The 24,417-nt window shown below is 40.8% G+C and carries 18 protein-coding genes; 6 read left to right on the top strand and 12 right to left on the bottom strand.

Annotated elements, in window-relative coordinates; translation table 11 throughout:
* Window positions 1-13: 13 nt before the first annotated feature.
* From L4D09_RS25865 to folE, 10 genes are all read right to left on the bottom strand, one after another.
* Complete coding sequence (locus tag L4D09_RS25865; RefSeq protein WP_428460433.1) at window positions 14-949, bottom strand: methionyl-tRNA formyltransferase; 936 nt, start codon at window positions 947-949, stop codon at window positions 14-16.
* A gap of 24 nt (window positions 950-973) precedes the next feature.
* Window positions 974-2,248, bottom strand: coding sequence for an SAM-dependent methyltransferase (locus L4D09_RS25870; RefSeq protein WP_428460434.1), 1,275 nt, complete (start codon window positions 2,246-2,248; stop codon window positions 974-976).
* A 185-nt stretch (window positions 2,249-2,433) separates the two neighbouring features.
* Window positions 2,434-3,024, bottom strand: a complete 591-nt coding sequence (locus tag L4D09_RS25875; protein WP_428460435.1) for an aspartyl/asparaginyl beta-hydroxylase domain-containing protein — start codon at window positions 3,022-3,024, stop codon at window positions 2,434-2,436.
* Window positions 3,021-4,004 (bottom strand): FHA domain-containing protein, encoded by a 984-nt coding sequence (locus tag L4D09_RS25880; protein ID WP_428460436.1) that lies wholly within the window; start codon window positions 4,002-4,004, stop codon window positions 3,021-3,023. The genes L4D09_RS25875 and L4D09_RS25880 overlap by 4 nt, the downstream gene beginning before the upstream one ends.
* A gap of 142 nt (window positions 4,005-4,146) precedes the next feature.
* Window positions 4,147-6,348: a YcaO-like family protein gene (locus tag L4D09_RS25885; RefSeq protein WP_428460437.1), complete on the bottom strand. Its 2,202-nt coding sequence runs from the start codon at window positions 6,346-6,348 to the stop codon at window positions 4,147-4,149.
* Window positions 6,349-6,383: 35 nt separating this feature from the next.
* Window positions 6,384-7,583: an amidohydrolase family protein gene (locus L4D09_RS25890; protein ID WP_428460438.1), complete on the bottom strand. Its 1,200-nt coding sequence runs from the start codon at window positions 7,581-7,583 to the stop codon at window positions 6,384-6,386.
* A 33-nt stretch (window positions 7,584-7,616) separates the two neighbouring features.
* A complete protein-coding gene (locus L4D09_RS25895; RefSeq protein WP_428460439.1) occupies window positions 7,617-8,405 on the bottom strand; it encodes a BMA_0021/BMA_0022 family TOMM bacteriocin in 789 nt (262 codons plus the stop codon).
* A 19-nt stretch (window positions 8,406-8,424) separates the two neighbouring features.
* Window positions 8,425-12,522 (bottom strand): TOMM system kinase/cyclase fusion protein, encoded by a 4,098-nt coding sequence (locus L4D09_RS25900; protein ID WP_428460440.1) that lies wholly within the window; start codon window positions 12,520-12,522, stop codon window positions 8,425-8,427.
* 272 nt (window positions 12,523-12,794) lie between these two features.
* On the bottom strand, window positions 12,795-13,718 hold the full coding sequence (locus tag L4D09_RS25905; protein WP_428460441.1) for a LysR family transcriptional regulator: 924 nt from the start codon (window positions 13,716-13,718) through the stop codon (window positions 12,795-12,797).
* Window positions 13,719-13,830: 112 nt separating this feature from the next.
* On the bottom strand, window positions 13,831-14,484 hold the full coding sequence (gene folE / locus L4D09_RS25910) for a GTP cyclohydrolase I FolE (RefSeq protein ID WP_428460442.1): 654 nt from the start codon (window positions 14,482-14,484) through the stop codon (window positions 13,831-13,833).
* A gap of 225 nt (window positions 14,485-14,709) precedes the next feature.
* Here folE and moeA point away from each other — a divergent pair, with 225 nt between their 5' ends.
* Window positions 14,710-15,942 (top strand): molybdopterin molybdotransferase MoeA, encoded by a 1,233-nt coding sequence (moeA, locus tag L4D09_RS25915; RefSeq protein ID WP_428460443.1) that lies wholly within the window; start codon window positions 14,710-14,712, stop codon window positions 15,940-15,942.
* A gap of 51 nt (window positions 15,943-15,993) precedes the next feature.
* Window positions 15,994-16,746, top strand: a complete 753-nt coding sequence (gene moeB, locus L4D09_RS25920; RefSeq protein WP_428460444.1) for a molybdopterin-synthase adenylyltransferase MoeB — start codon at window positions 15,994-15,996, stop codon at window positions 16,744-16,746.
* A gap of 58 nt (window positions 16,747-16,804) precedes the next feature.
* On the opposite strand, the gene L4D09_RS25925 is transcribed toward moeB, so the two are convergent.
* On the bottom strand, window positions 16,805-17,350 hold the full coding sequence (locus L4D09_RS25925; protein WP_428460445.1) for an OmpA family protein: 546 nt from the start codon (window positions 17,348-17,350) through the stop codon (window positions 16,805-16,807).
* 283 nt (window positions 17,351-17,633) lie between these two features.
* Between L4D09_RS25925 and L4D09_RS25930 the strand changes: the two genes are divergently transcribed.
* The 3 genes from L4D09_RS25930 to L4D09_RS25940 all read left to right on the top strand — a co-directional run bounded on the left by L4D09_RS25930 (window position 17,634) and on the right by L4D09_RS25940 (window position 21,674).
* Window positions 17,634-18,284: a MarC family protein gene (locus L4D09_RS25930; protein ID WP_428460446.1), complete on the top strand. Its 651-nt coding sequence runs from the start codon at window positions 17,634-17,636 to the stop codon at window positions 18,282-18,284.
* Between the two features lie 127 nt (window positions 18,285-18,411).
* Window positions 18,412-20,361, top strand: coding sequence for a DUF1800 family protein (locus L4D09_RS25935; RefSeq protein WP_428460447.1), 1,950 nt, complete (start codon window positions 18,412-18,414; stop codon window positions 20,359-20,361).
* 5 nt (window positions 20,362-20,366) lie between these two features.
* Window positions 20,367-21,674: a DUF1501 domain-containing protein gene (locus L4D09_RS25940; protein ID WP_428460448.1), complete on the top strand. Its 1,308-nt coding sequence runs from the start codon at window positions 20,367-20,369 to the stop codon at window positions 21,672-21,674.
* Window positions 21,675-21,917: 243 nt separating this feature from the next.
* On the opposite strand, the gene L4D09_RS25945 is transcribed toward L4D09_RS25940, so the two are convergent.
* Window positions 21,918-22,757 (bottom strand): CvfB family protein, encoded by an 840-nt coding sequence (locus tag L4D09_RS25945; RefSeq protein WP_428460449.1) that lies wholly within the window; start codon window positions 22,755-22,757, stop codon window positions 21,918-21,920.
* A 294-nt stretch (window positions 22,758-23,051) separates the two neighbouring features.
* Between L4D09_RS25945 and L4D09_RS25950 the strand changes: the two genes are divergently transcribed.
* Entirely contained in the window at window positions 23,052-24,398 is a 1,347-nt protein-coding gene (locus tag L4D09_RS25950; protein ID WP_428460450.1) for a hypothetical protein, read from the top strand.
* Window positions 24,399-24,417 lie beyond the last annotated feature (19 nt).

Raw genomic sequence — 24,417 nt, forward strand, 5'->3', positions numbered from 1 at the left:
TATAAAACCTGTATTATGGAGAGCTAAATTGCTCTCCTGCTGTTAACTGGAAACGCTCAGCGAATGTCCCACCCGAAAAAATACCCTCATTGACCGAGAGTATATCAAAGCGCAATGCCCCGCCCCTCGCTGATACGACTAACCCCTCGGGTTCGCCAATGTGCAAAACAGTCCCAAAAGGAACACCATAATCAGCCTGGTCGACTAAGGTTGCTTGTAACAAGCCAATATATGATTGTTTCCAAACAACAAGTGCACCATTAAATAGTGGATTTCCAGCTCTGGCCATTGCCGCAATATCGGCAGCTGTCATCATTTGCCAATTAACCATTAAATCTTGATGATTTGGTCTAGGAGCAACACTAATTTCACCTTGTTGAGGTACCCCTTCAAGTGTCCCGTCACTTAATCGTTCTAAAAATTTCATCACCAAGGCTGGCGACCGCTGGGCAATGGTGTGACCAAGGCTGTTAAAAGTATCATTGGGGTGCAATGGCAATAATTGCTGGAGCATGATATCGCCAGTATCAAATTCTGGCTCAACTTTTATGATACTGATTGCTGTCTGAGTTTCATTGTTTCTAATCTGCCAATACAGTGGCATCGCGCCCCGGTATTTAGGAAGAGAAGAAGCATGTAGATTATAGGTTCCTATGGTAAAGCTATCGAGAATAATCGAAGGTAAGCGATGTGAAAAAGTATAAACCAACCCAATATTAGCCCCCCATGTTTCTACTTGGAAAACAACTTGCTCAGGGGCATCTGACTGGTATCGAATATAGGGGATCTTTGCTTGTTGCAATTGCAGTTCTAACTGATAGGAGTCAGTATCAACTCGACCATTTAATACAACACCGACCAAAGTATTTTTCGCTAAAAGTGAATTAATCACTGGAATTACAGCACTACTTGCGGCAAAAATGACAACCTTTTGATTTAGTTCAGGCATTATTGCTTCCTTTTCAAAATTAGCTCACTTCGCTATCGTTGCCATGAAACCTGGTAATCCATTCAGTCGATAATAAAATTTCAATTTATCACCACTTTTTACCATTAAGTCTCCTGGCTTAGCATCTTGAGGCGTATAATTTATACAAACTTGCATATCTGGTAATGGATGTGTGATGCCGGATTCATATTCGCTTAATACTTCTTCGTTGTAGACCTTTATTTGAGTGCAAATAATAATCAAAGGCTGTTCTGGTATTACGCTTTCAGATGGAATAACTATTTCTTCACACTCAATAAGGCTAGTTGAACTATCTACAACATAATCTTTAAGATCAATTAGTGTCTTCGTGTTTAAGCGTAAGATTTCACCGAGTTCTACTCTTTGATTACAAGCAATAATTTCCTGACTAACATCATACGCACGACCATTTTCCTCTTTCCACTGTTCAACATACTCTTTCTGCCCTACAGTTAAAACAGCATATAACACAACCTCTTGTGGAAGAAAGATACCATTTGGATCCATCACCCTAGCAAAGTGACGTGCTATAGCGACATGCCCTTCTCTACTCAGGCCATGCTGCAATGATTCTAATACAACTATATTAATTGAGGTGCTGGACTCATATTCACAGGCATCTTGACAATAGAAATCACGAATAAATTCATGTAAACCAAGCTCATCGGTCACAGCCTTTAAACTCAAAACGGCACCAGGTTGGAGGTCGATAAACGTTACCTGTATATCAATCCCAGTATATAGCCCATTAGTTTTATAATAACTTAATAGGGGTAATAGCAAGGGTGCAAAAGGCCCACAGGCCGGATAAACAATATGAACCGGAGAGTTATTATCTAACTTTAATTGAGAAACGGCTTGATGTACTGATCTAAGATATGCTCGTACTCGAAGCGTATCTTTCACTGATGTTATACAATTATCAGGTGAAATAATTAGACCATGACGAGAAATGAACTGACGTGAGCGATACACAGGCGATATATCAGCGTGCGTATATATCATTTTCAACTGTTTGAATATTACCTTTAACTGTAAATCTAACCCCTTTTTATCTAACGATTTATTACTTAACATGTCATCAACAAGCTGGTTTAAATTTTCAGATAAACAATTATCATTGCTCTCCACTCGAGGAATTTCAGTCGATGGGTTAATGACATTCCCCCCAGCCAACTGTTGACGCAATTCATCGTTTAATAAACCTGTCGAAAGTATGGAGTTCATATTTATCTCACAAGGCTCCAAAGCCTCCTTTTGTTTCTTCGGCTTATTCATTGAACATCCTTTTATACCCAAAGAATCAATAAAAATAACCGCAATGGAAAAACCAATGCGGCTGTTATTAAATAATACTGCATATATTGTAATAATCTAACAAATCATCATACCATTACCAAATCAACTTCTAACTTCTGTCATTTAAGACGTGATTAATGTTGATGGTCATACATATTAACCTCTCAAGAGTCCATACCAAGTTGCTTCTTAAGCCAATGATTGACTACACAATCGAAGACCAAGTGAATTCTCGGCTGTGAGCCACGGTGGTAAACCGAATGTTCAATATCTGCGTTAATGAACCACAACTCCCCTTCCCTAATAACCAAACTTTCGCCACCAACAACGAATTCAACCTTCGGATCACCTTGTAAGCAATAATGAAGGCGCACCTGACCATTTTTCGGCGATAGCCCTTTATCACGATGTGGCTTTATGACGGCCCCAGGAGCAAGCTTCATCAACCTTGCGGACAAAATAGAACAGGGAAAACGATGAAAGAGCCTATTAATATCAGCAAAATTCTCTAATTCTAAATAGTTTTCGAACTGCTCAGGATCAGAGGAGGCTTCTAAACTAAACGCCTGTAATATAGGAGAGTGCATCTTATACTTCCGTAACCCCCTCAAAGGAATAACGCTCCACTCACCTTCAAAACATGCTTTGTTAACATGCATTAACCATTGCCTATCGTCGATTTTTGCGGTGCTACACCACAGCGAATTAGACAATACTTGCACTTCCTGCGCAGTTAATTGAAGAAAATTCATCATACCAGCATCGAATCAACTTCCAGCTCTTGCCCTTTAAACACCTTAAAATCGCTTGCAGCAAATCGAACACGGCCTCTTTTACGTTCTATGAGTAATGGTCCGAAGATCCCTTCGGATTGCAATTTATCGGCGAGTTGCTTTCTTGCTCGATGGATTTGAATGTTGACATGATTTTCCGACAAACCAATATCTTTGGTTAATTGCTCTATCGTACGCCAACCTTGTAGATGTTCTGGAAGTTGGTCTTGTTTATCCTGACCTTTATATCGAGCTAATAAGGCGGTTAAGTAATGATGGCTACGGGTTTCACAATCTATATCAGCGCGACTGTTTTTTAACGTAAGTTCGGTAAGCTCTTCATCTTGACTAATATTGAAGATATAGCATAGGTCATTGTCTACATTATCATTTGTAACCAGTGTTTCTTTATCTGCGGCATCTGCCCCTTTAATTAATTTCCACATCGAGTCGGAAAATTCAAGTAGCTCGCCATCATATAATTTAGTGGGTGTTGAATCATTTATCGTTTCACAATACCAACACTTTTCAACCACATCATAAAATATGATAACTTCTGGAGAGTCTTCAGATGGTAAGAAGTGATAGTGCTCAAGCAATATAGGAGGCGATTCGAGAGAATTTAGTTCTTTGTCAGAAACAAAGGGAACTAAAACATCTTTAGGCTCATCAAGGTTAGTAACGATAAATGTAATATTCTTTTTATTGGCAAAACAGATACTATCGTTAACAGCAAGTTGATAGAGTTTATTCGGTTGAATTGCTTTATTGTTGACCCACACACCATTTTTACTGAGATCTCTTAGATACCACTTATCATCAATCCACTCAATAACTGCATGTATCCTAGAAATCTCAGGGTTATCAACCAACGTATCTACCGCCGTCGCTAAGCGGCCAAATTGATGGAACGTTTTTAAAAATAGTGGATAACTTGAATTTAACGAAGTCAGGTATGCCATAGTTCATCCTTGCTGTAAGCTATTGAGTAACTTAATCTCAGGCCTGTTAATAACCTTATAATTACATCCTAGTTTGACTCTTGTTCAACGTCTATTACGACAATATTACACGTCTTTCTCTGACCTCAACTTTATCGTTTATTTAAATATATAACCCTAACGGATTAATACTATTTTCATTTTTCGCTTCATTTAACCATCTTAATTTTAGTGGCACTTGATACAAGCGCTCATTCGCTAACTGCGGCCAAATATGACAAAGCCCAGGAACAAACACTTTTACGGTATGGAGAGGTATAGGAACACGACTGTAATCAAGCACTAACGTTTCAAGTTGTACATTACTCAGTTTATCAACAATCGCTAAGATATCCTCTTTCATATCGTCTGAACTAGTCGTAAATGATACTTCTGCTTCAAGCGCATCATTCGGGTGTAAATAAGCGCCATCCTCTATCTCGTCGAATATAAATGGTGCTCCTTGTTGGTTTCGAATGGGTATTAATTGGCATAATTCAGTCAGTGCACGCTGAGCCGCTAATTCAGGTTGTAGATGGCAGCCAAACCCAAATATGTAACCACTATTCTCCTTATGCCGCCCGACAGCCACCATTGATGGCACACCTAAATCGTGAGTAACGTCTAAAACCCAAAAGTGATATGTTTTGCTTAATGTTTGCTCAAGAGGCACATAAAAGTCGCGGTCAATTCGTGACAAATCAAAAGCGGGACGCTCAATTTGGTTATACCACCAAATCGCAGTGGCATCACGTTCGATTAACTCATACAACCCTTGCAAAATTGCTTCTTCCAGAGTGTTACCAGCAGCAGCACCATTTGAGTGCCAGCGACCAAATTTTTCATCATCAAAACGCTGAGTCGTTGTTTGTTTTTGTGGTATTTCAATATTTGAAAAACAGCATGTCAGTGGTACGTAAACGTGTTCATCATTAGTCAATGACCACGTCGCTAGCCAATGTATAGGTTCGTTTTTATACGGTATTGAGGCTTGTACTCGTTCAGCTTCACTATCATTACTATCTGCAAACCGTCGATATTGATGAATACTATAAGGAGTAAGATCCTGAAAGCGCATATAGCGTTTCGTTAACTCATCTGGTCGAGCTTTATATAGCGGTTCGTCCCCCTTAAACTGTGCATTTGACCGCTCGATAGCCTCACATAAAGCACTCGCTTGTGATTGTTCACGGCTAACGCCTTTTCCCAAACAAATTTGCACAAAGCTATTTTGATCAAACTCCGCCAATTCAGTACTTATTGGTGATTTAAAAAAACCTGTACGATAAATTTTTATCGCGGTATTTTGTGTCACGTTAAATAGATCTAAATGATTAATAACCCCAGTCACAGAACTAACGAAAGGCATTAGTTTACTGACGGTAAAATCAGCATGAACACATCTAGAACCTCCGTCTTTTCTGAAGTTGCTTAAGCAACTTTCAAGCCTTAATGGGACATTAAAACGTGCTAATAATGTTTTAGACTCATCGATCTTTGGTGGAAAGCAATGTAACTGGGCATCCCTTGTATCAACATCATAAATAGCTAATTGATGTTGCTGGTTTCTATACTGAGAAACCAGCATATTTACAAGCTCTTGGCACTGTTCATCATTCAACATAGTGTCGGCTTTAAAAGCATAGCTATGAGTACGCTCTGGCCACTTTTTCATCAGCCACTTTCTGACAGGTTGATTATCTAAGATCAATTTTTGGAATTGATTAAACAAGCCTATTTCATCGTTGGCAAACTTGGAGCTAACCCATAGACTTTGCCCGCTGGTTTTGACAACAATAAAATCAGTCTTTATCTTTAAATGATTAATATTAGGATCAAGGAAATCATCAACCAGTATGATATACAACGATAAACTACTCTCTTTAAATGAACTAGTAGCTACATTGTTTAAGAATAGCCTCACCGCATTTTTAACAGCCATCACTGCATGAGAAGGTAATGCTGATAAATTTACAAATTGACAAATTTCATTTAAACAACATTTATCAATGATATTATTATACTCGCTCTTATCATCAAACACCGGTCGTAGATATCTTTCGGTAGTACCTCCTTCCAATAACAAATTTTCATCAATTAACTGGTTTATCTGATAGTAAAATAAAGCCGATACTTGCGGGTCTTTTATACCACCTAACTCCAAGATGAGCTCTGCTGACTTAATACCGTCAATAGCTCCCACAAGAGGAAACTTAGCAGCTGGTAATAGCCATTGTTGAGTGTTTGATAATAATAATACATCGTTATTATCAAACACATAAACATTTAAGCTCGGGTGCCATTTCAATTCTAATGTAGTTTTCATTCCCTTGATCTCACTACAACTAAATGTGTAACACATTAATTAGCAGATGCTTTCACTTCATAAACATCGCTATCGTTAACATTTTGTATTCCAAAAAAAGTTTTCGCATTACCTTCCATCAAACTAAATAATTCAACATCTGATAATTCACTAAGTTGTGACGCTATATCATCAGTAGAAAACTGCAAATGATCTGGGTGAGGGTAATCACTTCCATACAAAAGTTTATCATACCCTATAATTTCAATGACTTGTCGTAAACATGGCTCTCCTAACTCGATGGTTACCCAGCATTGCCGCTTAAAGTATTCAGAGGGTAACATTTTAATATTGTCTTTAGTTAAGGAAGGAAACTCTGGATAACAAATATTATCTAGTCGCCATAGCCAGTGTGGTATCCAAGACGCCCCAGCTTCTAAAAAAGCAAACTTTAACTTAGGGTGCCTTTCTAGTACACCAGATTCTAATAAAGACAAAAAAGCCATTTGAATTTCCATGGAATGCGAGCATGCATGCATGGCAAAGTGAGAATTAAATCTATCTGTGCCAGCTGTCGCTAAACAAGCATGAGTACCACCATGGATGGCTACGCTTATACCGTTGGTTTCGCAAGCACCCCAAAATGCCTCATAGTCAGCATGACCCAATCCCCTACCTGCTATTACTTCAGGCCGTAAAGTAATACTTTTCCAACCATTAGTAATAATACGATCAAGCTGAGCTAGCATTGTATTTGGGTCATGGCGACTGAGCACGCCAACAGCATTCAAACGCATTGGCTCAAAATCACAATATTCTTTTAACCACCGATTATAACCATCAGCATATGCTAGTGATATATGAGCTGGCAGAGATTCATGATTAATTAATAGCCCTGCGAATGTGGGTAATATACTCGCCCATGCTACTCCTGCTTCGTCCATACTTTCCAACTGTGTTTCAGGAGCCATGGCATTTCGGCGTTCAAGCTCACTGCTCTTACCCTCAAGGCATGCAAGTTGTAATTCTTCCCCCCATCGTAATAACACTTCATTGTCGCCAATCATGTAAATGGGAGGTAGCCTCTTAGCGGCCCCAAACCCGAGCCTTTCAACTCTTTCTTGCATCGCTTCTTCAGTATCATATCTCAATGTTATTGGATATTCAGAAAACACTGTTTCTTCAACATATGTCTGCCACAAATATAGTGGCTCCATTACATGTCTATCAGAGTCAAATAGTTCTGTATTATTCATGGAAATAGTCCTATATTAAAAATAATCGCTAATTTAAGGACATGTAAACGGATACTGCATTCCATCTGCGTTATATTGAGCGAGTGCAATCGCTTTAACAGCATCGTCTGAAAAAGATCCTGATTGGCTTGGTGGTGCTGGGTAATTAAGTTTTACCTCGTTATATAAACCACTCCAACACTGGTTGGATCTATCCCATCTTGCTCCTTCAGGTGCTTTTTTAAATTTAATATTGAAACCCCATGGATTAACAAAACCAATAAGACTAGTTAATGCTTCTAATCCATTTTGTTCTAGCTGCTCGGCAAAATTAGGCGTCGTATCACTGCCATCTTTTTCTTGAGTCGCCCAGCAAAGGCTAATCGCTTGTAATAATGCACAACTAAAGTTAACAAAATCTTCAGATAGTCCTTCACTATCACTATCATCTGTTGTCCCCATTAATGTGGGAAACATCTGATTGTAAGCAGCAATTGCATTAGAGTATTCTTCAGTTTCTTCCGGAGCTGGAGGTAAATTAATAATAAATTCATCATTTATACCAAACCAACCAGCTGTTGGACCAGGCATCCAACGAGTATTAAGTGGAAACCCGTCTTCTAAAGGTTTTGGAATATACACATAGATTTTTGCAGTCCAAGGAAGCGGCTCTTGATTTGGTAATAAGTCAGTAAATCCTTTCCACTCTAAAATATTATCCTCTAAAAGCCCATTTTTAAACTCCTCATCAGTCCATGATTTAGCTATTGCTTTTAAATATGCAGATCTAAAACTGACAATTGACTTAAATGACGACTTATATCCAGCAATAGTTGTTCCCATGATATCACCCTCTCTGTATCTAATAAATTTGTAGTAATAAATTTGACAGGTATTTCTTTGCATGTAATTTCGTTTTTTTATTGCCTCTACTCTCTGCTAAATAAATAGCTTTATGTAAATCACTTTTGGCAACAGTAAAGTTAGGTTCTTTTTCCTTTAATAAATAACATGCCCTCCTCAAATAGAGTTCAGCTTCATAGCTATAGTCGTTATAACGCTTACAATCTAGTAAGCAATCATCGATAAGTTTAACTGCAGATAAATGGCAACCTTGTTGAACTAATGTATCGGCATGCAATGAGGCATAATATGGTAAAAAAGCATTACAGTTCATTTCCTTTAGAGCCCTAACAATATCAATTGCGCTATCTTCATTATTTATTCGTGTTGCCCATATGTTTAATAAAGAAGCATACCCTTTGTAGGCAGGTAGACTATAAGCATCTGAAAATTCGATGATCTCATCTGATAATTCTTTGACATGTCTATTGTTATCATGAAACTGAGCAACAATAGCACGATATAGTAATGCGATGCATATTGAAGGTACATGCTCTAATGCTCTCGCACTACTAATTGCCTCTTCCCCTAGGCTGTTTGCTAGGTTTAGTTTTCCTTGATAGCTAAATATAATGCCAAGCATAGATTTGGCCCATGTGAACATATCAACACCAAATAAAAACACTAAATCTTTGTGTTCATTCTCATCATACAAGCTTACAACCTTAGAAAAAGACGATATAGATTCTTCCAAATTTGCATCATTAAAATTAATAAATCCTTGCATGATATGTGCAGCCAATACCATACCTGATTCGTTTTTATTATTTAATATTTCTTGAACATGCTTATGTAAACCAACCATCCCATCTTTTTGACCAACAACAAAATAATACACAAAGGTCGAAACCAAGCTCCAAACTACGCTTCGACTATACTCTGATGTTTTTAACCCAACAAAAAGGTGCCTTGTACTGTCAATATGGCTATAAATTTTCTTATGACCCCAACCATACTTGAGCATTAAGGCTTGCATCAAAATCCGGTTGATTTCAATTTTATCAGCTACCATCACATTTTCTGGTATATTTTCAATCCAAGTACAAACCCTGTATCCCTGATAAATAGTCTCTTCGATAGAAAAATTTTCGAGTGAAGAGTTAGCTGAAATAATTCCGTAATTAATTGCCAAATCATAACGCGATGCACTAGAGAAATGGATAGCCACCTCACTCGGGTGTTCATCGACACGCATAGGGAAGTGTTGTACTAAGACCTCTGCTACTTTTAGATGTGATATTTTATGAGTCTTGCCATCCATACTTTCATAAGCAGCATCCCTAACCAAAGCATGCTTGAAGATATAACTATCGCCCTCTACTTGTCGTTGTTGATAGATTAATTCAGCCTTAATTAACTCGTCCAAATCTATTTGCACTTGTGCTTCATCTTTACTTGATGCTGCTACGAGTAAGTCGTAATTAAAAGTGCGCCCTATTGTTGCGGCAAGTTGAGCGGTATCTTTTGAAAATTCAAGCCAATCTAACCTTTGCTGTAATGACTCTCTTAAACTGACAGGTACTTGGCTCTGTTTTTCGTTGTCGACAAAATCAACGATGCCATTAACCTTATGCACTAATTTTTGATTTTGTAATGTTGACGCAAGCTCTTCAATGAACAGCGGAATGCCATCGGTACGCTCAATCAATAGCGCCGTTAAACGTTGCGACAGAGGCTGCTGATTAAACAGAAAGGCAATATAGTCATTAACGTTGGCATCACTGAGTTTGTCAATTTGAACTAACGTGAAAGAGAGGTCTTCCATTATAGTGGGGATCGCCTCGCGAGACGTATTTAACCAGCTGTGCTTTCCATCGTTAAATGCGTCAGTTTGGACAATGAAATGGATAAACTCTTTGCTTGTTGGATCTGCCCAGTGTAAATCCTCAAAAATGAACAGATGCTGTTTTTTATGGTTTGCCTTCTCCCCTGAACTTAAATGTGTCTGACACAGTAATTGACTCACTACGTCAAACAACCGCTGTTTTTGTAATGCAGGAGACAAATTACTTAGCGCGTTGTTACCATCTACGTTCTGTTCGCCAGTAAGTAGGTTTAGCCATGCAGCCAAAACTAGCAACCCTTGCTCTTGATGCTGTCGTGGTAACGGGCTTTGTTCAATCGCTTGTGTTAATCGAGCTAGCTTTTGAGCATCAGATAAAGGCTCAAGGGCATATTTAACTTTCAATAATGTGAGAATAGGATAAAGCGCATTATTTTGATGCTCTGGCAGACACTGGGCAACAAAATGACGCCATTCTTCGACACGCTCTCTTAATTCGAAGACTAAACGTGACTTACCAATTCCGGCTTCACCCTGAATATGAGCAACTCTATATTGAGTCTGTTCACTTTGACTCTTATTCAACGCCGCAGGTTTATCACTATCTCTAGCAAGCAAATTTACTAACGTTTCTATTTCTTGCTCTCGGCCAATAAAAGCCCTGTTTTTTTGTGTACTGCGTAAAAAACCAAACGCTTCTGACAAACGCTCTGAGCGTAATAAATAAGGTCTATCTTCAACGTAACTTGCCAGTGTATTAACAGATGCTGGTATGATTAGACGCTCAAAATTGAGATAACTTTCTAGAATGAGTTTAACGCTTTCTGAGCACACTATTTGTCCAGGCTTTGCTTGACGGCATAAATTCATCGCATCATGGGCAGCCTTCCCTTCAGGTATATTACCGACGAGACTTTGCATTAACCCTGCTTGCATACCCATCTGAATATGACTAACAATCCCATGGCTATTTTTTAATAACGCATTTTTCCTATTAAAGTTGCTCACAATATCTAACGCGGCACGGCTACATAGCCGGCTATCGTTATCGCTTACCTTGGGATAACCGAAATAGAACAATAAGGTATCGCCTAAAGACCCCACATGAGTGGCACCGTAGCGAACGGCAAGATCAATACATTGCTGCATCTGATCACTGTGAAAAGTGTCGATCACATCCTGTTCAACAAGTTGCACGGCTTGCCCTTCAGATGGCAAAACCCCTGTCGTTAAAATAACACTCAGTACCGATATTTGTTTACGCTCAGTTAGCCGAGAATACGAAAAATGTCCGTCATTAAGTAGGGTTTCGTCATGCTGGTTAACCTGTGTAATATCACTGAGTTCAACAGCTGTGTGGTGATTTGATATAGGGGAAGGAGTACCCGTTAAATTGGCAAAATTTAGCTTTTGAAATTCATGGTATAACTCAGCAGTATCAACTGGCCTCTCATGTGATTTTTTGTTCAATACTCGGCGAAAGAACGGCGCTGAATTATGCCCAGCCAAAACACCTAAAGGCACATTCGTTGGGCTTAACTGCTGATGGAAGATCGATGCGAGGCTACGACCTGTGATTGTTGGTACACCGGTTAAACACTCTAAGAAAACCAAGCCCCAAACATATATATCCGTTTGAGCAACAGGAGGCTCTCCCCGTAGCTGCTCGGGCGAACTATATGTCGGCGTTCCTAAGGTTTCTTGAGTTAAGGTAATACTTTTATAATCTAGCTGTCGAACTTCATTCTTTAATGTGCCAATTCCAAAGTCCAGCACTTTAACGTGTGTTTTCGCACCTACCTGATAGAGCATAATATTGGCTGGCTTTATATCTCTATGTATCACTCCTTTTTCATGTGCATGCGATAATGCATCTAATACACACGCCATAATTTCTGCTGTATCAACAGCACTCAATGCACCCTGAGTATCTAAATGCTCTTTTAATGTATATCCATCGATATACTCATAGACAGCATAGATCAGAAAATCATTTTGCTGACCTTTATCAATAAGATGAACAATATTAGGATGATTAAGACGGCGAATTAAATCAGATTCACGATGAAAGCGCTCGATATAGCGTCGTTTCTTTTCTTGGTCAAAGTCAGGACTGAGTATTAAAAATTTTATAGCAACTAGCTTTTGGGTGCTATGTTGAAGTGCTTTATAAACATGCCCAAAGCCACCTTCGCCAATTTTTTCAATTAATTCATAATCCGGCGAGTTAAAGGTCGTTTCTACAGAGTATTGACTCTGGAAATCCATTTCCATTATATATTCTCGTTATTATGTTAATGATCAAATCTTTAAATTGGTCACCATTAATAACAATCCTAGATGGAACTGCATATTATCAATACCGAACTTCACCTAACGATAGATGCTCTTTATTGAATTATCAAATAAGAATCACTCAGGTAGTTTCCTTAATGTGAATTGGCACGCATCAAGTTAACCACCAGCATGTAACGGGGAAGTTTCACTGTCGACAACTCACACTCTAGAGCTAATCACCTTTATATTTAAGGTAATATCTCAACAAGTTAAGTCGATTGAGATACTTCGACGATTTGTTCATACAACCAACGTTGAGCAGGATCATTCATACTCGGCTGGTGCCATACCAGACTGTAAGACACCTCACCGTAGTTAAATGGCAAGGGTTTGGTTATTAAATCTTTTGCTTGAAGTGCTACTTCAGCCCACTTCTGTGAACAAGTAAACAGCAAATCGCTGTGTCTACACATCAGCGCCGCCCCGCCAAAGTCAGCGACATTTACTGCAATTTTACGTTTTTGATGCTGCTGCGCCAATTGCATTTCAAAAAATGGAACATTCAAATCATTGTCCATTATTCCAACATGCCCATAGCTCAAATAATTTTCAATGGTTAAAGGCTGATCAGCTAATGGATGGTCGGCATTCATTAAACAAACCATCTCATCTTCAATTAGGCTTTCCCACACTAAGTTGTGCTGGGAACTGGGTGGCTGGCTTTTATCATGTGGAAGAATAATAAAGTCTAACTGCCCTTTGGACAGGCTTTCAAATCCCATACTATCGCGAGACCATATCTCTAGCCGCATACCCGGTGACTGCGCTAAGACTCTGGCTGTCAACTTAGCAGCAATAAGCTCAAACGTACTTTCACGCATTGCTAAAGAGAAGCGGCCTTGATAAGAAGCAGGGTCAAACGCTTCTTGCGTTAGCATCTGATTCATCTCGTTGATCATTTGATGAACTGTCGGCCCTAATCGCCTTGCCAGCGGTGTTGATACAAGCTGGTTACCATGACGATAAAATAACTCATCGTTCAAGTTCTCTCGCAGCTGAGTCAGCGTTTTACTGACTGACGATGGGCTTAAACATAGGCGCTCAGCACTTGCTGTAACACTCAGCGTATCAAGCATGACATGAAGAGTAATAAGGTGCTTCATGCTAATACGCGATAGTTTAATTAAATCCATGAGATCCTTGTTTGGATTAGTTAGCCGCCAACAAAGGCAAACAAAAATGCCAGCGTATTATACGCTGGCATTTTATGAAATTTAAACTTGTAGAATATACAACCCAAATGCCTTAACGAAGGCCGTGCAAGAATTCCGCACGTGTTGCTGGATTTCGCTTAAAGATACCACCAAGTGCCGTGGTGGTGGTCACACTGGTCGCATCCATTACACCACGCGCTTTTACACAATAATGGGTTGCATCCATAGTGACTGCCACATCATCGCTTTCCAGTAAGGTTTGCAATGCAACCAAAATCTGTTGTGTCATGCGCTCTTGCACTTGTGGGCGCTGAGCAAAGAAACGAACAATTCGGTTAATTTTGGACAGACCGATGATTTTTCCACGAGGAATATAAGCAACCGTTGCCTTGCCATCAATTGTGACCAAGTGATGTTCACAAGTACTGGTTAAGGTAATGTCTTTAACTCGTACCATCTCATCGCAGTTCATCTTATTTTCAATAACTGTGATTTTAGGGAAATTGGTGTAATCAAGGCCGGAGAACACTTCATCAACATACATTTTGGCAATGCGATGGGGGGTTTCAACCAAGCTATCATCAGTAAGGTCTAATGATAGAAGCTCGAGGATCTCACGCATGTGATACTCAATCTTCTCTTTCTTCTCTTCGCGGCTAACGACTTTATCCGTCATTGGTGTTTCAAGGCCACGATCAACCAGTGCTTGGCGCACTTTCAACGCAGATTCGCTAAATGCTGTCATTTTATTCCTCCAACTTACTGGCTTGGATAAATACTAAGTAAGATTAGTGACTTAGCTGATGAAAAGTTACCCAAATACGCATACCAGTAATATTTCTGGACGCAGGATACCTGTAAATGACAATAATTACACCACGTATTTAATGCGGTATTAGTTATGGGAAGCTTTTTTTGTCATAATTACTTACTATGCAAAATATAATAAAATGATAAACGGATACCAATTATGGGATGTTGTGATACTCCGGGCTTAATGCCAGTTGAATTGGCACTAACGAAGATCTTGGATCAAGTTAAGCCATTAGAAGTTGTAAACACAGTTTCGCTTTCCGATGCGATGGGTTTTGTCATCGCTGACGATATTTGCTCACCAATAAACGTACCCCCTTTCGCTAACTCTGCAATGGATGGCTATGCTCTTCGTAGCACTGATTTGCAAGTAAGCGATACATTAACCCTAGCGGGGAAATCATTTGCCGGCACGCCTTTCGACGGAGTGTGCCAACAAGGTCAATGTATTCGTATTATGACAGGTGCTCAAATGCCAGAAGGCACTGACACTGTTATCATGCAAGAAGAAACAGAAGTTAATGATGATGCCATTCGCTTTACGGTAAAACCACCAGAAGGTGATAACGTGCGCCCTATAGGCGACGATGTTCATCAAGGTGATGTGGTAGTTGCTAAAGGAACACGCATCACTGCTCGCGAGATGCCCCTGCTCGCCTCTTTAGGTATTGCAACGCTTTCTGTCTATAAACGTCCAACGGTTGCTTTTTTCTCAACCGGTGACGAACTCCGTCCAGTAGGCGAACCGCTTGAAGCTGGTCAGATCTACGACAGCAATCGTTATGGTATTCGTGCGCTACTTGAAAAATTTGGCTGCGATGTGATGGATTTAGGCATTATCCCTGATAGCCCAGAAAAATTACGTGAAGCATTCGATATTGCAACAACAGCAGATGTACTCGTGACTTCAGGTGGCGTTAGTGTGGGCGAAGCTGACTACACCAAAGACATACTAGACGAACAAGGTGAAATTGGTTTCTGGAAAATCGCAATGAAACCGGGTAAGCCTTTCGCATTCGGTACCATTAAAAACACATGGTTCTGTGGCCTACCGGGCAACCCAGTGTCAGCCATGGTCACTCTGTATCAACTCGTGCAACCAATGCTGGCGCAACTTGCAGGCCATAGTCAATATCAGCCACCACAGCGCCTTACAGCAAAGGCAACAACTGTATTTAAAAAGCGTCCTGGTCGAGCTGATTACCAACGTGGTATCTATAGCATCAATAGTGATGGTCAGATTGAAGTAGCGACAACTGGCAACCAAGGCTCCGGTGCGTTTAGTTCTATGCATCAAGCAAACTGCTTTGTGGTACTAGAGCAAGACCGCGGACGCGTGATGCCTGATGAAAATGTTACTATCGAGCTATTTAATCATACTATGTACTAACTGAGTGAGGTGAGAGCCGCTCTCACCTCCTTTACTTCACAGGAAACACCCGTGGTAGAACTTACCGATGCAGAAATGCTGCGCTATAACCGCCAGATAATTCTCAAACAGTTTGATTTTGACGGTCAGGAAGCATTAAAAGCCGCTTCAATGTTAATCCTTGGTGCTGGCGGGCTTGGCTGTGCTTCAACTCAGTACCTCGCAGCTGCTGGCGTGGGTAAACTAACGCTAATTGATGACGATAAAGTTGAAGTATCAAACCTTCAACGACAAGTTTTACACAACGACAGTACAGTTGGCCAACTGAAGGTTGATTCAGCGAAACAAGCACTTCAAGTAATCAATCCCAATACGCAAGTTGATACTGTGGCTAAACGTCTTTCAGACTCAGAGCTCAGTGCAATTATTGCAACACACACATTAGTGATTGATTGCAGCGATAATGTTGAAACTCGCAACCAGCTAAACCGTTTATGCCACCAGCATAAAACACCGCTGATTTCTGGTGCCGCCATTCGAATGGAAGGCCAGATCAGTGTTTATACCTACCAAGACAATGAGCCATGTTATCAATGCCTCAGTGCCTTGTTTGGTCAACAAGCATTAACTTGTGTTGAAGCTGGTATCATGTCACCCGTTGTCGGTATTGTTGGCGCTGTGCAAGCGATGGAAGCCATCAAAGTTGTTGCCAACATGGGACAAGCTTTAACAGGGAAGATCCTAATGCTTGACGCGATGACGATGAGCTGGCGTGAAATGAAGCTCGGCAAGCAACCAAGCTGTATTGTCTGTGGGGAAAAGTAATCCTTTCCAAGTTGGCGAATGTAAATCAATGATAAAAGGAAGCGATGCTTCCTTTTATTTATTCTGTGAACATATCAAATTTAGGTGTCACTCTCACTTCTATTCGGCGATTTGCCTGTCGGCCTGAGTTCAATTTATTGTCTGCTATCGGTGAGTTTTCACCAAAGCCAAAAATACCTAAACGCGCTTCATCAACCCCGTTATCAGCCAATAGATTTGATACTGACTGTGCACGTTTTGTCGAAAGTAAACGATTATATTCTTCTGAACCGATGCTATCGGTATGCCCTGCAATAAAAATACGAGATTCCGGTAAACGGTTAATTAATGTCGATAGCTGCTTTAATACATCCTGTGCTTCATAACGAATATCTGCGCTGTCGTGAGTAAAGCTACGATCACCTTTTAAGGTAATAATCACTTGATCACCTTTTCTCTGAACCGTGCCCACATTGTCTGGTATTAATGCTTTGGCTATTCTTATATTCTCCGTCAAAAAAGCATCAACTTTCTCCTGAGAAACAGGGCTCGTTGCCGTTCTATTTCCAGTTGACTGACACCCAACGATTAACAAAGAAAACACTAAATAAAATATTATTCTCATCTTTAATACCAACGCCTTCCTGACTATTACGCTCCAAGTATTCACCGACTCTATCAAAAGTAGAACGACCTTTTTATCTCAAAAAACCAACTATGGAACGACGTCACAAATAAGCTTGTAATGCGCAATTCGGTCCAAAATTACTGCGGCAGGCTTCTTCATCACTTTAAACTTGCAAGATGCAGGAACATTTAAAAATCAATTTCAGGAGTAATCTTTATCGTTTGTTATCTAAAATCGAAATAGAGACTCACAACGACTCTTCAGCGTAGGATTTTAATTTATGCATGATCTAATGACAGTCAGCTTTACTGTATTTATGGGTTTTTTTGCCATTATGAACCCAATAGCCAACACCGCAGTGTTTCTTGGATTAACCAGTAACCAAAACGACCAGCAGCAGCGTGCAACAGCCATGAAAGCTGTTTTATCAGCATTTTTAATCATTGCGTCATTTAGCTTACTCGGGAAAGGTATATTTGAGTTATTTGGTATTACTCTACCAGCGCTCAGACTTTCGGGGGGGATTTTAGTGTTTCTTGTGGGTTATCACATGCTACAAGGCAGCAGCTCAAAATTACACTCCAGCAAATCTGATGAAACGAGTGAATCAAGTACCCAGCCCGATCAGGATATTGCAATTTCCCCCCTAGCGTTACCGATCCTTGCTGGCCCCGGTACTATAGCGACGGCGATGAACTACTCGGCGGCAGGTGGCATTATTAATATCTTGATTACAATTGGTGCTTTTGCCGTGCTCTGTATCATTACACTCATTTGCTTTATTTACAGTCAAAAAATCGTCAGTGTCATCGGAGAAAATGGCATTAGTATTGTTACCCGTTTAATGGGGTTAATTTTAACGGTTATTGCCATGCAAATGCTTATTCAAGGTGTACACGATGCAATATTCTTGTTTGATAAACCAAGTTAATGCCGAGTGTTTTCCTTCTGATCTGACTGTGACTTTGAGCCCATACATTCACAGCATCAATATATCTTCACTCCAACGTTTAAATGCCTGCTTATAATTACATCAAAAGCCAAAAAAGGAGGCAAGGATGCAATTATCCAGCATGTGCAAAGGGCTATTGGTGTCGATCCCCATCACCATATCCTCAATGAGTTATGCCAAATTAGAAATATCCCCCAACACCGAGCCGCCAAGAGGTGTTGTTGGTGAAAAGTATCGCTGGAATATCCCCGTTGAATATGACGGGACTGGCGAACTAAGCTGGTCGACAGAGAACTTACCCAGCTTTATTTGGGTAAACAGCAACGGCGTTTTTTGGGCAAAACCATGGGCTAATCGAATGCCACCGGCGGGCTCTGAAGGTTACTATCCTGATGTAACGTTCACCGTGACAGATGGGACAGAAACAAGTACTTATGGCCCTTTCACTTGGATAGTGGAACCTAATGAAAATGCATCAGGTGCTTTAACCTACCCTCGAATCGACCCGCAAGCTCCAGCGCCAGTACTACCAGACGTCATTTTAACTGACGAGCAAGCTGCCTCTTTATTATTTCAAGCGAGCTTTGGCCCCAAAATTAACGAGCCTTCACAAGTGAGTGCCCAAGGGTTTGAGCAATGGTTTAATGAACAATTGGCCACTGCTCCAAGTTATCACCTCCCACGGTTTGATGAATATGTTGCCTATGGCACGGGAACAAACGCAGAAACACGCTACAAAGTATGGTGGGACAGAAGCATTAATGCACCGGATCAACTCCGCCAGCGTATGGCTTTTGCCCTAAGTGAAATTGTCGTTGTATCAGAAAAAGACGCCACACTAAGCCAGCAGCCACGTCTGCTTACCGATTATTATGACCTATTGATTCGTCATGGATTAGGAAATTATCGTGATTTACTTGTCGATATATCACGTCACCCAGCGATGGGTTACTACTTAACATCGGTCGGTAGCCAGTTAGAAAACCCCTTCGAAGGGATCCGTCCCAATGAAAACTATCCAAGAGAGTTAATGCAGCTTTTTACCATCGGCTTAGATGAGCTAAAACCAGACGGTTCACCTTTCCTCGATTCAGATGGTAACCCTATTGCAACTTATACAGAAGCAGATGTGGGTGAGTTCTCTCGAGTATTAACTGGTTGGCATCTCGCGGGTAATACCGATTGGTCTAATCTATCAGACGGTGAATTATTCATGCCGATGCAACCGAATGATAGTCGTCACGACAGTGGCAGTAAGCATGTTATGGGCATTAGTTTTGAAGGTGGCAAATCGGCAAAGCAAGATTTAGAACTTGCTATCGATATGCTCTTTAACCATCCCAACACCCCTGTTTTTGTCAGTAGAATATTGATCCAGCGTCTAGTTACGTCGAACCCGTCACCAGCATACATTGCACGTGTGGCAAGTGCTTTCAGGAACAACGGCGAAGGTGTTCGAGGTGATCTTGCCATCGTCGCTAAAGCAATCCTCAGCGATGAAGAAGCGAGAAATAGTCAAGCTTACAAACTTAAAGAGCCCCTTATCGTCATGACCAACCTTGCCAGAGCAATGGCAATGCGTGGTAACCTTGATGGATATTACCGTGATATAGACACCGCAGATTCATATGGGCAAATACCACTCGGCGCACCCTCAGTCTTTAGCTACTACCGCCCAACAGACGCGCCTGACGGTGCCATTTCTGAAGCCGAATTAACCGCGCCTGAATTTACGGTCCTTAACGCTTCATCATTTAAAGCCTTCAGTAATATTTTCCATAGCGTCATTGGGCAGAATAAAAATTATGATGCCCCTGAAATCAACGAATCAAATAAAGTTGATATATCAACATGTTACTCCAATAGTAATGTATCTAAATTTGAGCAACAGATGGATTACTTACAACAGGCCTTCTACCACCGTCCTATCAGCGACACGATGCTAGCGACTTATCGTCAGTTCACCGATTCAATTGGTGCAAATAATGGCAGAATTCGCTGTAAAGGCATGATTTGGCTAACGGTCACTTCCCCAGAATACTTGGTTCAGGAGTAACGATAATGAAAAGACGTGATTTCCTAAAAAAATCCCTCGCAACGGCTGGTGTACTTTCATTATCGACAGGTATTGGCATGCGGAATTTAGCCATGGCTGCAGGTGGTGATTATAAAGCACTTGTTTGTGTATTCCTTGCCGGCGGTAACGATTCACATAACATGCTTATCCCAACGCAATCTCAACGTTATGATGAGTATGCTGGTGCCAAAGGTGCACTCGCTATCGATAAAAATAACTTAATTAATCTCGCGATGGACGGCAACTTAGCTCTTGGTGGGCATCCTGCGCTATCGCCATTATCCGACCTCTTCGCACAAGGAAAGATGAGTGCAATCATAAACACTGGTAATTTAATCGCAGCGGGTGATAGAGCAGCATTTGAAGCCAAAACCGTCCCCTCAATTTCACGGCTCGGTTCACATGCAGATATGCAAGCAGCAAAACGAAGCGGGTTTGTTGGGGGAGATATAGCAACAGGCTGGGCAGGAAGGTTACTGGATACCCTCGCCTCACCGGTTTATGAGTTTAGCCCCGCATATAGTACCGGAGAAGAAACCAACTTTTTGCTGTCTAGCAGTTACCAGCAAGTGCTGTTATCGGAAAGTGCCAATATTAAAGCATTTGGGTTAGCGGGAGGCCTAGAACAAGCTTTCAAAGATGACATGGCTGTTGAGCGCGTGAATATCTTTCGTCAACAAATTAACCTCATTAAGCAACAGATGTTGTCGTCAGGCGCACAACTCGACCCGCTACTAGAAGCTGACCTAACAACAAAATTCCCGAAGTCATCTCTGGCTGATAACTTGTCATTGGTTGCCAAGGTGATCAAGGGTAATGCAGCACTGAACCAACAGCGGCAAGTTTTTTATGTGATACAAGGCGGTTATGATACACACAATAATCAACTAGCGGCTCACGAACGTTTATACAAAGAATTAGCAGAAGCGTTATCCGCGTTTCAAGCTGAACTGGATATATCCGGTTTTGGACCAAATGTTACTACCTTCACCATGTCAGACTTCGGTCGATCCCAATTAACTAACGGAACAGGGACAGCTCATGGCTGGGCTGGACATGAATTGGTGATGGGAGATGCCGTTCTCGGTGGCCAATACTACGGAAGCATCCCAGATCTAACCCATGATGGTAACTGGTCAATCAACAATAATGGCCGGATGATCCCAACCACCTCAGCCGATCAAGTAGCCGCGACACTGGCTCAATGGTTTGGTACGCCCACAGAGTCGCTAGATACGTTATTTCCTAATTTAGTGAATTTCGAGCAAAAAAACCTTGGATTTTTAAGCTAATTATTTACATATTACCGCCTCTAAATACATTGAGGCGGTCTTCTCTCAACTACCCTCTGAATTTATAGATATCCTCTTTGGTTTTACGCATCAATACAATGTTGAGTCATCCTGCCAGCCATTTAGATTGCAAGTAAACACATTTCAGGACGAGACATCGACAAATAAAAAAGCCACTCGCTTCAAGCAAGTGGCTTTTTTATTGATTGTCGACTTTTTAACCGCTGGTTTCAGCGGTAACGATTAGTTATCGTTTAATCGAATACCTTCACGGTCAATGACAATGAGGCCTTTTTTGTATAGACCACCAATGGTTTTCTTGAATGTTGCTTTACTGGTGCGGAATTCTTTAAAAATAGCTTCTGGCGTTGACTTATCATTCAATGGCAACGAGCCACCTTTACGCCCTAGCGTGGTTAGAATTTTATCCGCAAGATCGTCAACTTTAGCGCGACCAGCCTTCTGTAAAGACAGGTTAATTTTACCATCTGGACGAATTTCTTTGATGTATGCTTTTAGCTTTTTGCCTGGGAACAATTTACCGAACGATTCAGTTTTGAATAATAGGCCCCAATGCTCGCCTTCAATAACCGCTTTATAGCCAAGTTCAGACGTTTCAGCGATCAATGCTTGCACTTCCTGGCCCACTGTATAGTTTGCTGGGGTTTTATCAAGGAAGCGATTGAATTTAGTTGAACCAACAATACGGCCAGACGCTTTATCTGTATAGATACGCACCATGACATCTTGGCCTTCTTCAAGGCGACGGCGTTGTTCGCTAAATGGAACAAGTAAGTCTTTTCTCAGGCCCCAATCGACGAAAGCACCAATATCACAAACACCAACAACGCGTAGCAATGCAAAGTCACCTACCTGCGCAAAAGGTTGCTCAGTCGTCGCAATAATTTCATCTTCAGAATCAAAATAGATGAAAACTTCGATGTTATCTCCCAGCTCAGTGCCTGCCGGAACAGAGGATTTCGGCAGTAGAATATTGCCAAAGTCTTCACCACCGTCAAGGAATACGCCAAAATCTACCTGCTTGACGACCTCTAATGTGTTGTATTGTCCAATTTTAATCATTTGTTTCGACACTCTCTGGGTAAATAAAACGACTGGGCTTGAATAATCACTCAGTTGCATTATTGATGAACGCACTTGCGATCACCGTATACGTTAGGCCGCGCATTATACGTGATGTTACTTCCGTTCGCCTGACCTATCTTCAATTATTTGCCTACTTTACACGCTAACAGCGTAACAATACTGAATTAACACTGCTATTAAGTGGCTAATTCATCTAAAATTAACTCAACTTCAAAGTATTGGCACTACCCTGCCAATAGCGCTCCTAAATCTCCGAGGTAAATAAATATAGTGATCACTGTTGAAAAAAAAGACGGACATAAACTCAAAATATCCCACGTCATTCAAGAAACAACCAACAGGCAGCTCGATCTCTATCTTTTCATCCCCGGTGAACTCGGCCTAAACAGCAACATTATTTCAGAAGAAGACTTCTTCCATAATGCGATTCAAGGTAAACGCACTTATTATAGTGATGTGAACCACCTTCCCCTGGTTCATAGTCGGCTTGCTAGCCGTGGAAAACTGTCAACAGAGCAATACCGCCTAAGTTTGAGTTTATATGCCTATCAATATGCGATTGCGCTGGAGAAAACCACGCAGCAATTGCTTGATGATAAGCAAGAGCGTTCACTTGAAGAAGTTGAAGAAGTTGCTCAACTCACTAAGCGCATTCTGAAACGGTTACGTCGTAGCGCCCCAACCGATAAAAAGCTTTATAAATACTATGAAAATGTTGATAACTACTTGTCATGGTTTACTGAACAACGCTTGCTTGAGCTGATTGCTCATCTACCGCGTAACAGTGATTACAGCGAAATAAAGGCACGGCTACTGGAAACCTGCACAAACGAATCCGAACACCGTATGAAGAACAATTACAACTCTTCTCGTGCAACCCTCGATCCCACTCGAATGTCGAATAAAATGCGCCTGTTACGCAGACTCATCGAATACCCCGTCACGATGAAAGAAAAGACCGTTGAGCTGGGCAACAATACTCGAAAAGTCGTTACAGGGTTTGCTGCAGGTTTTGTGATGATTTTTGTCACGCTCATGCTGATAAAAGCACGTGGGGTGTTAGGCGACATTACGGCATCGTTTGTGCTAGCCATGTCATTTATTTATGCCGCTCGTGAAATCTTCAAAGACGATTTAAAAACAATGTTGTGGCGCTGGGTTAGAAAAGGAAAACCTAAGTGGCGAAAACAATTTTTCGATATCAATTCTAATCACCTTACTGGCCGCCAACTAGAGTGGATGGAATATACAAGCTTTAAGAAGCTCGATGAAGAAATTAGGAAAATTCGCAAACACAAGGTTTCGCAACGTGAAGAAACCATACTGCACTATAAAAGTACTACACGTATGTCTCCAACTAAGTTTTTAACTGGTTACGAACAAACACGTGAATCTATCATGCTTGATCTACGTATCATTACAAAGCTGATGGAGAAAGGTTCGCAAAAAATCTATTTGCTCAAAGATGGGCAAGTATCGAAGGAAACTGTAGAAAAACGTCATTTAATTAATTTGATTACGCGTGAAACCGATGAAGACAATACGGTTCGTGTACGCCGTTGGAAAGTCATTATGAATCGTTCAAAGATTGTTGATATAGAAGCTATTGAGTCTTAATTATTAGTTTCATTTAAAG

Origin of the sequence: Photobacterium makurazakiensis, from assembly GCF_050336715.1 — a bacterium.
GTDB classification, from domain to species: Bacteria; Pseudomonadota; Gammaproteobacteria; order Enterobacterales; family Vibrionaceae; genus Photobacterium; species Photobacterium makurazakiensis.

What these genes read in the sequence shown, in the direction of transcription:
- L4D09_RS25885 (WP_428460437.1), bottom strand. Translation starts at nt 6,348, where the DNA reads ATGAAAACTACATTAGAATTGAAATGGCACCCGAGCTTAAATGTTTAT.
- L4D09_RS25935 (WP_428460447.1), top strand. Translation starts at nt 18,412, where the DNA reads ATGCAATTATCCAGCATGTGCAAAGGGCTATTGGTGTCGATCCCCATC.
- moeA (WP_428460443.1), top strand. Translation starts at nt 14,710, where the DNA reads ATGGGATGTTGTGATACTCCGGGCTTAATGCCAGTTGAATTGGCACTA.
- L4D09_RS25865 (WP_428460433.1), bottom strand. Translation starts at nt 949, where the DNA reads ATGCCTGAACTAAATCAAAAGGTTGTCATTTTTGCCGCAAGTAGTGCT.
- L4D09_RS25945 (WP_428460449.1), bottom strand. Translation starts at nt 22,757, where the DNA reads ATGATTAAAATTGGACAATACAACACATTAGAGGTCGTCAAGCAGGTA.
- L4D09_RS25905 (WP_428460441.1), bottom strand. Translation starts at nt 13,718, where the DNA reads ATGGATTTAATTAAACTATCGCGTATTAGCATGAAGCACCTTATTACT.
- L4D09_RS25940 (WP_428460448.1), top strand. Translation starts at nt 20,367, where the DNA reads ATGAAAAGACGTGATTTCCTAAAAAAATCCCTCGCAACGGCTGGTGTA.
- L4D09_RS25870 (WP_428460434.1), bottom strand. Translation starts at nt 2,248, where the DNA reads ATGAATAAGCCGAAGAAACAAAAGGAGGCTTTGGAGCCTTGTGAGATA.
- folE (WP_428460442.1), bottom strand. Translation starts at nt 14,484, where the DNA reads ATGACAGCATTTAGCGAATCTGCGTTGAAAGTGCGCCAAGCACTGGTT.
- L4D09_RS25895 (WP_428460439.1), bottom strand. Translation starts at nt 8,405, where the DNA reads ATGGGAACAACTATTGCTGGATATAAGTCGTCATTTAAGTCAATTGTC.
- L4D09_RS25880 (WP_428460436.1), bottom strand. Translation starts at nt 4,004, where the DNA reads ATGGCATACCTGACTTCGTTAAATTCAAGTTATCCACTATTTTTAAAA.
- L4D09_RS25875 (WP_428460435.1), bottom strand. Translation starts at nt 3,024, where the DNA reads ATGATGAATTTTCTTCAATTAACTGCGCAGGAAGTGCAAGTATTGTCT.
- L4D09_RS25930 (WP_428460446.1), top strand. Translation starts at nt 17,634, where the DNA reads ATGCATGATCTAATGACAGTCAGCTTTACTGTATTTATGGGTTTTTTT.
- L4D09_RS25925 (WP_428460445.1), bottom strand. Translation starts at nt 17,350, where the DNA reads ATGAGAATAATATTTTATTTAGTGTTTTCTTTGTTAATCGTTGGGTGT.
- L4D09_RS25890 (WP_428460438.1), bottom strand. Translation starts at nt 7,583, where the DNA reads ATGAATAATACAGAACTATTTGACTCTGATAGACATGTAATGGAGCCA.
- L4D09_RS25900 (WP_428460440.1), bottom strand. Translation starts at nt 12,522, where the DNA reads ATGGAAATGGATTTCCAGAGTCAATACTCTGTAGAAACGACCTTTAAC.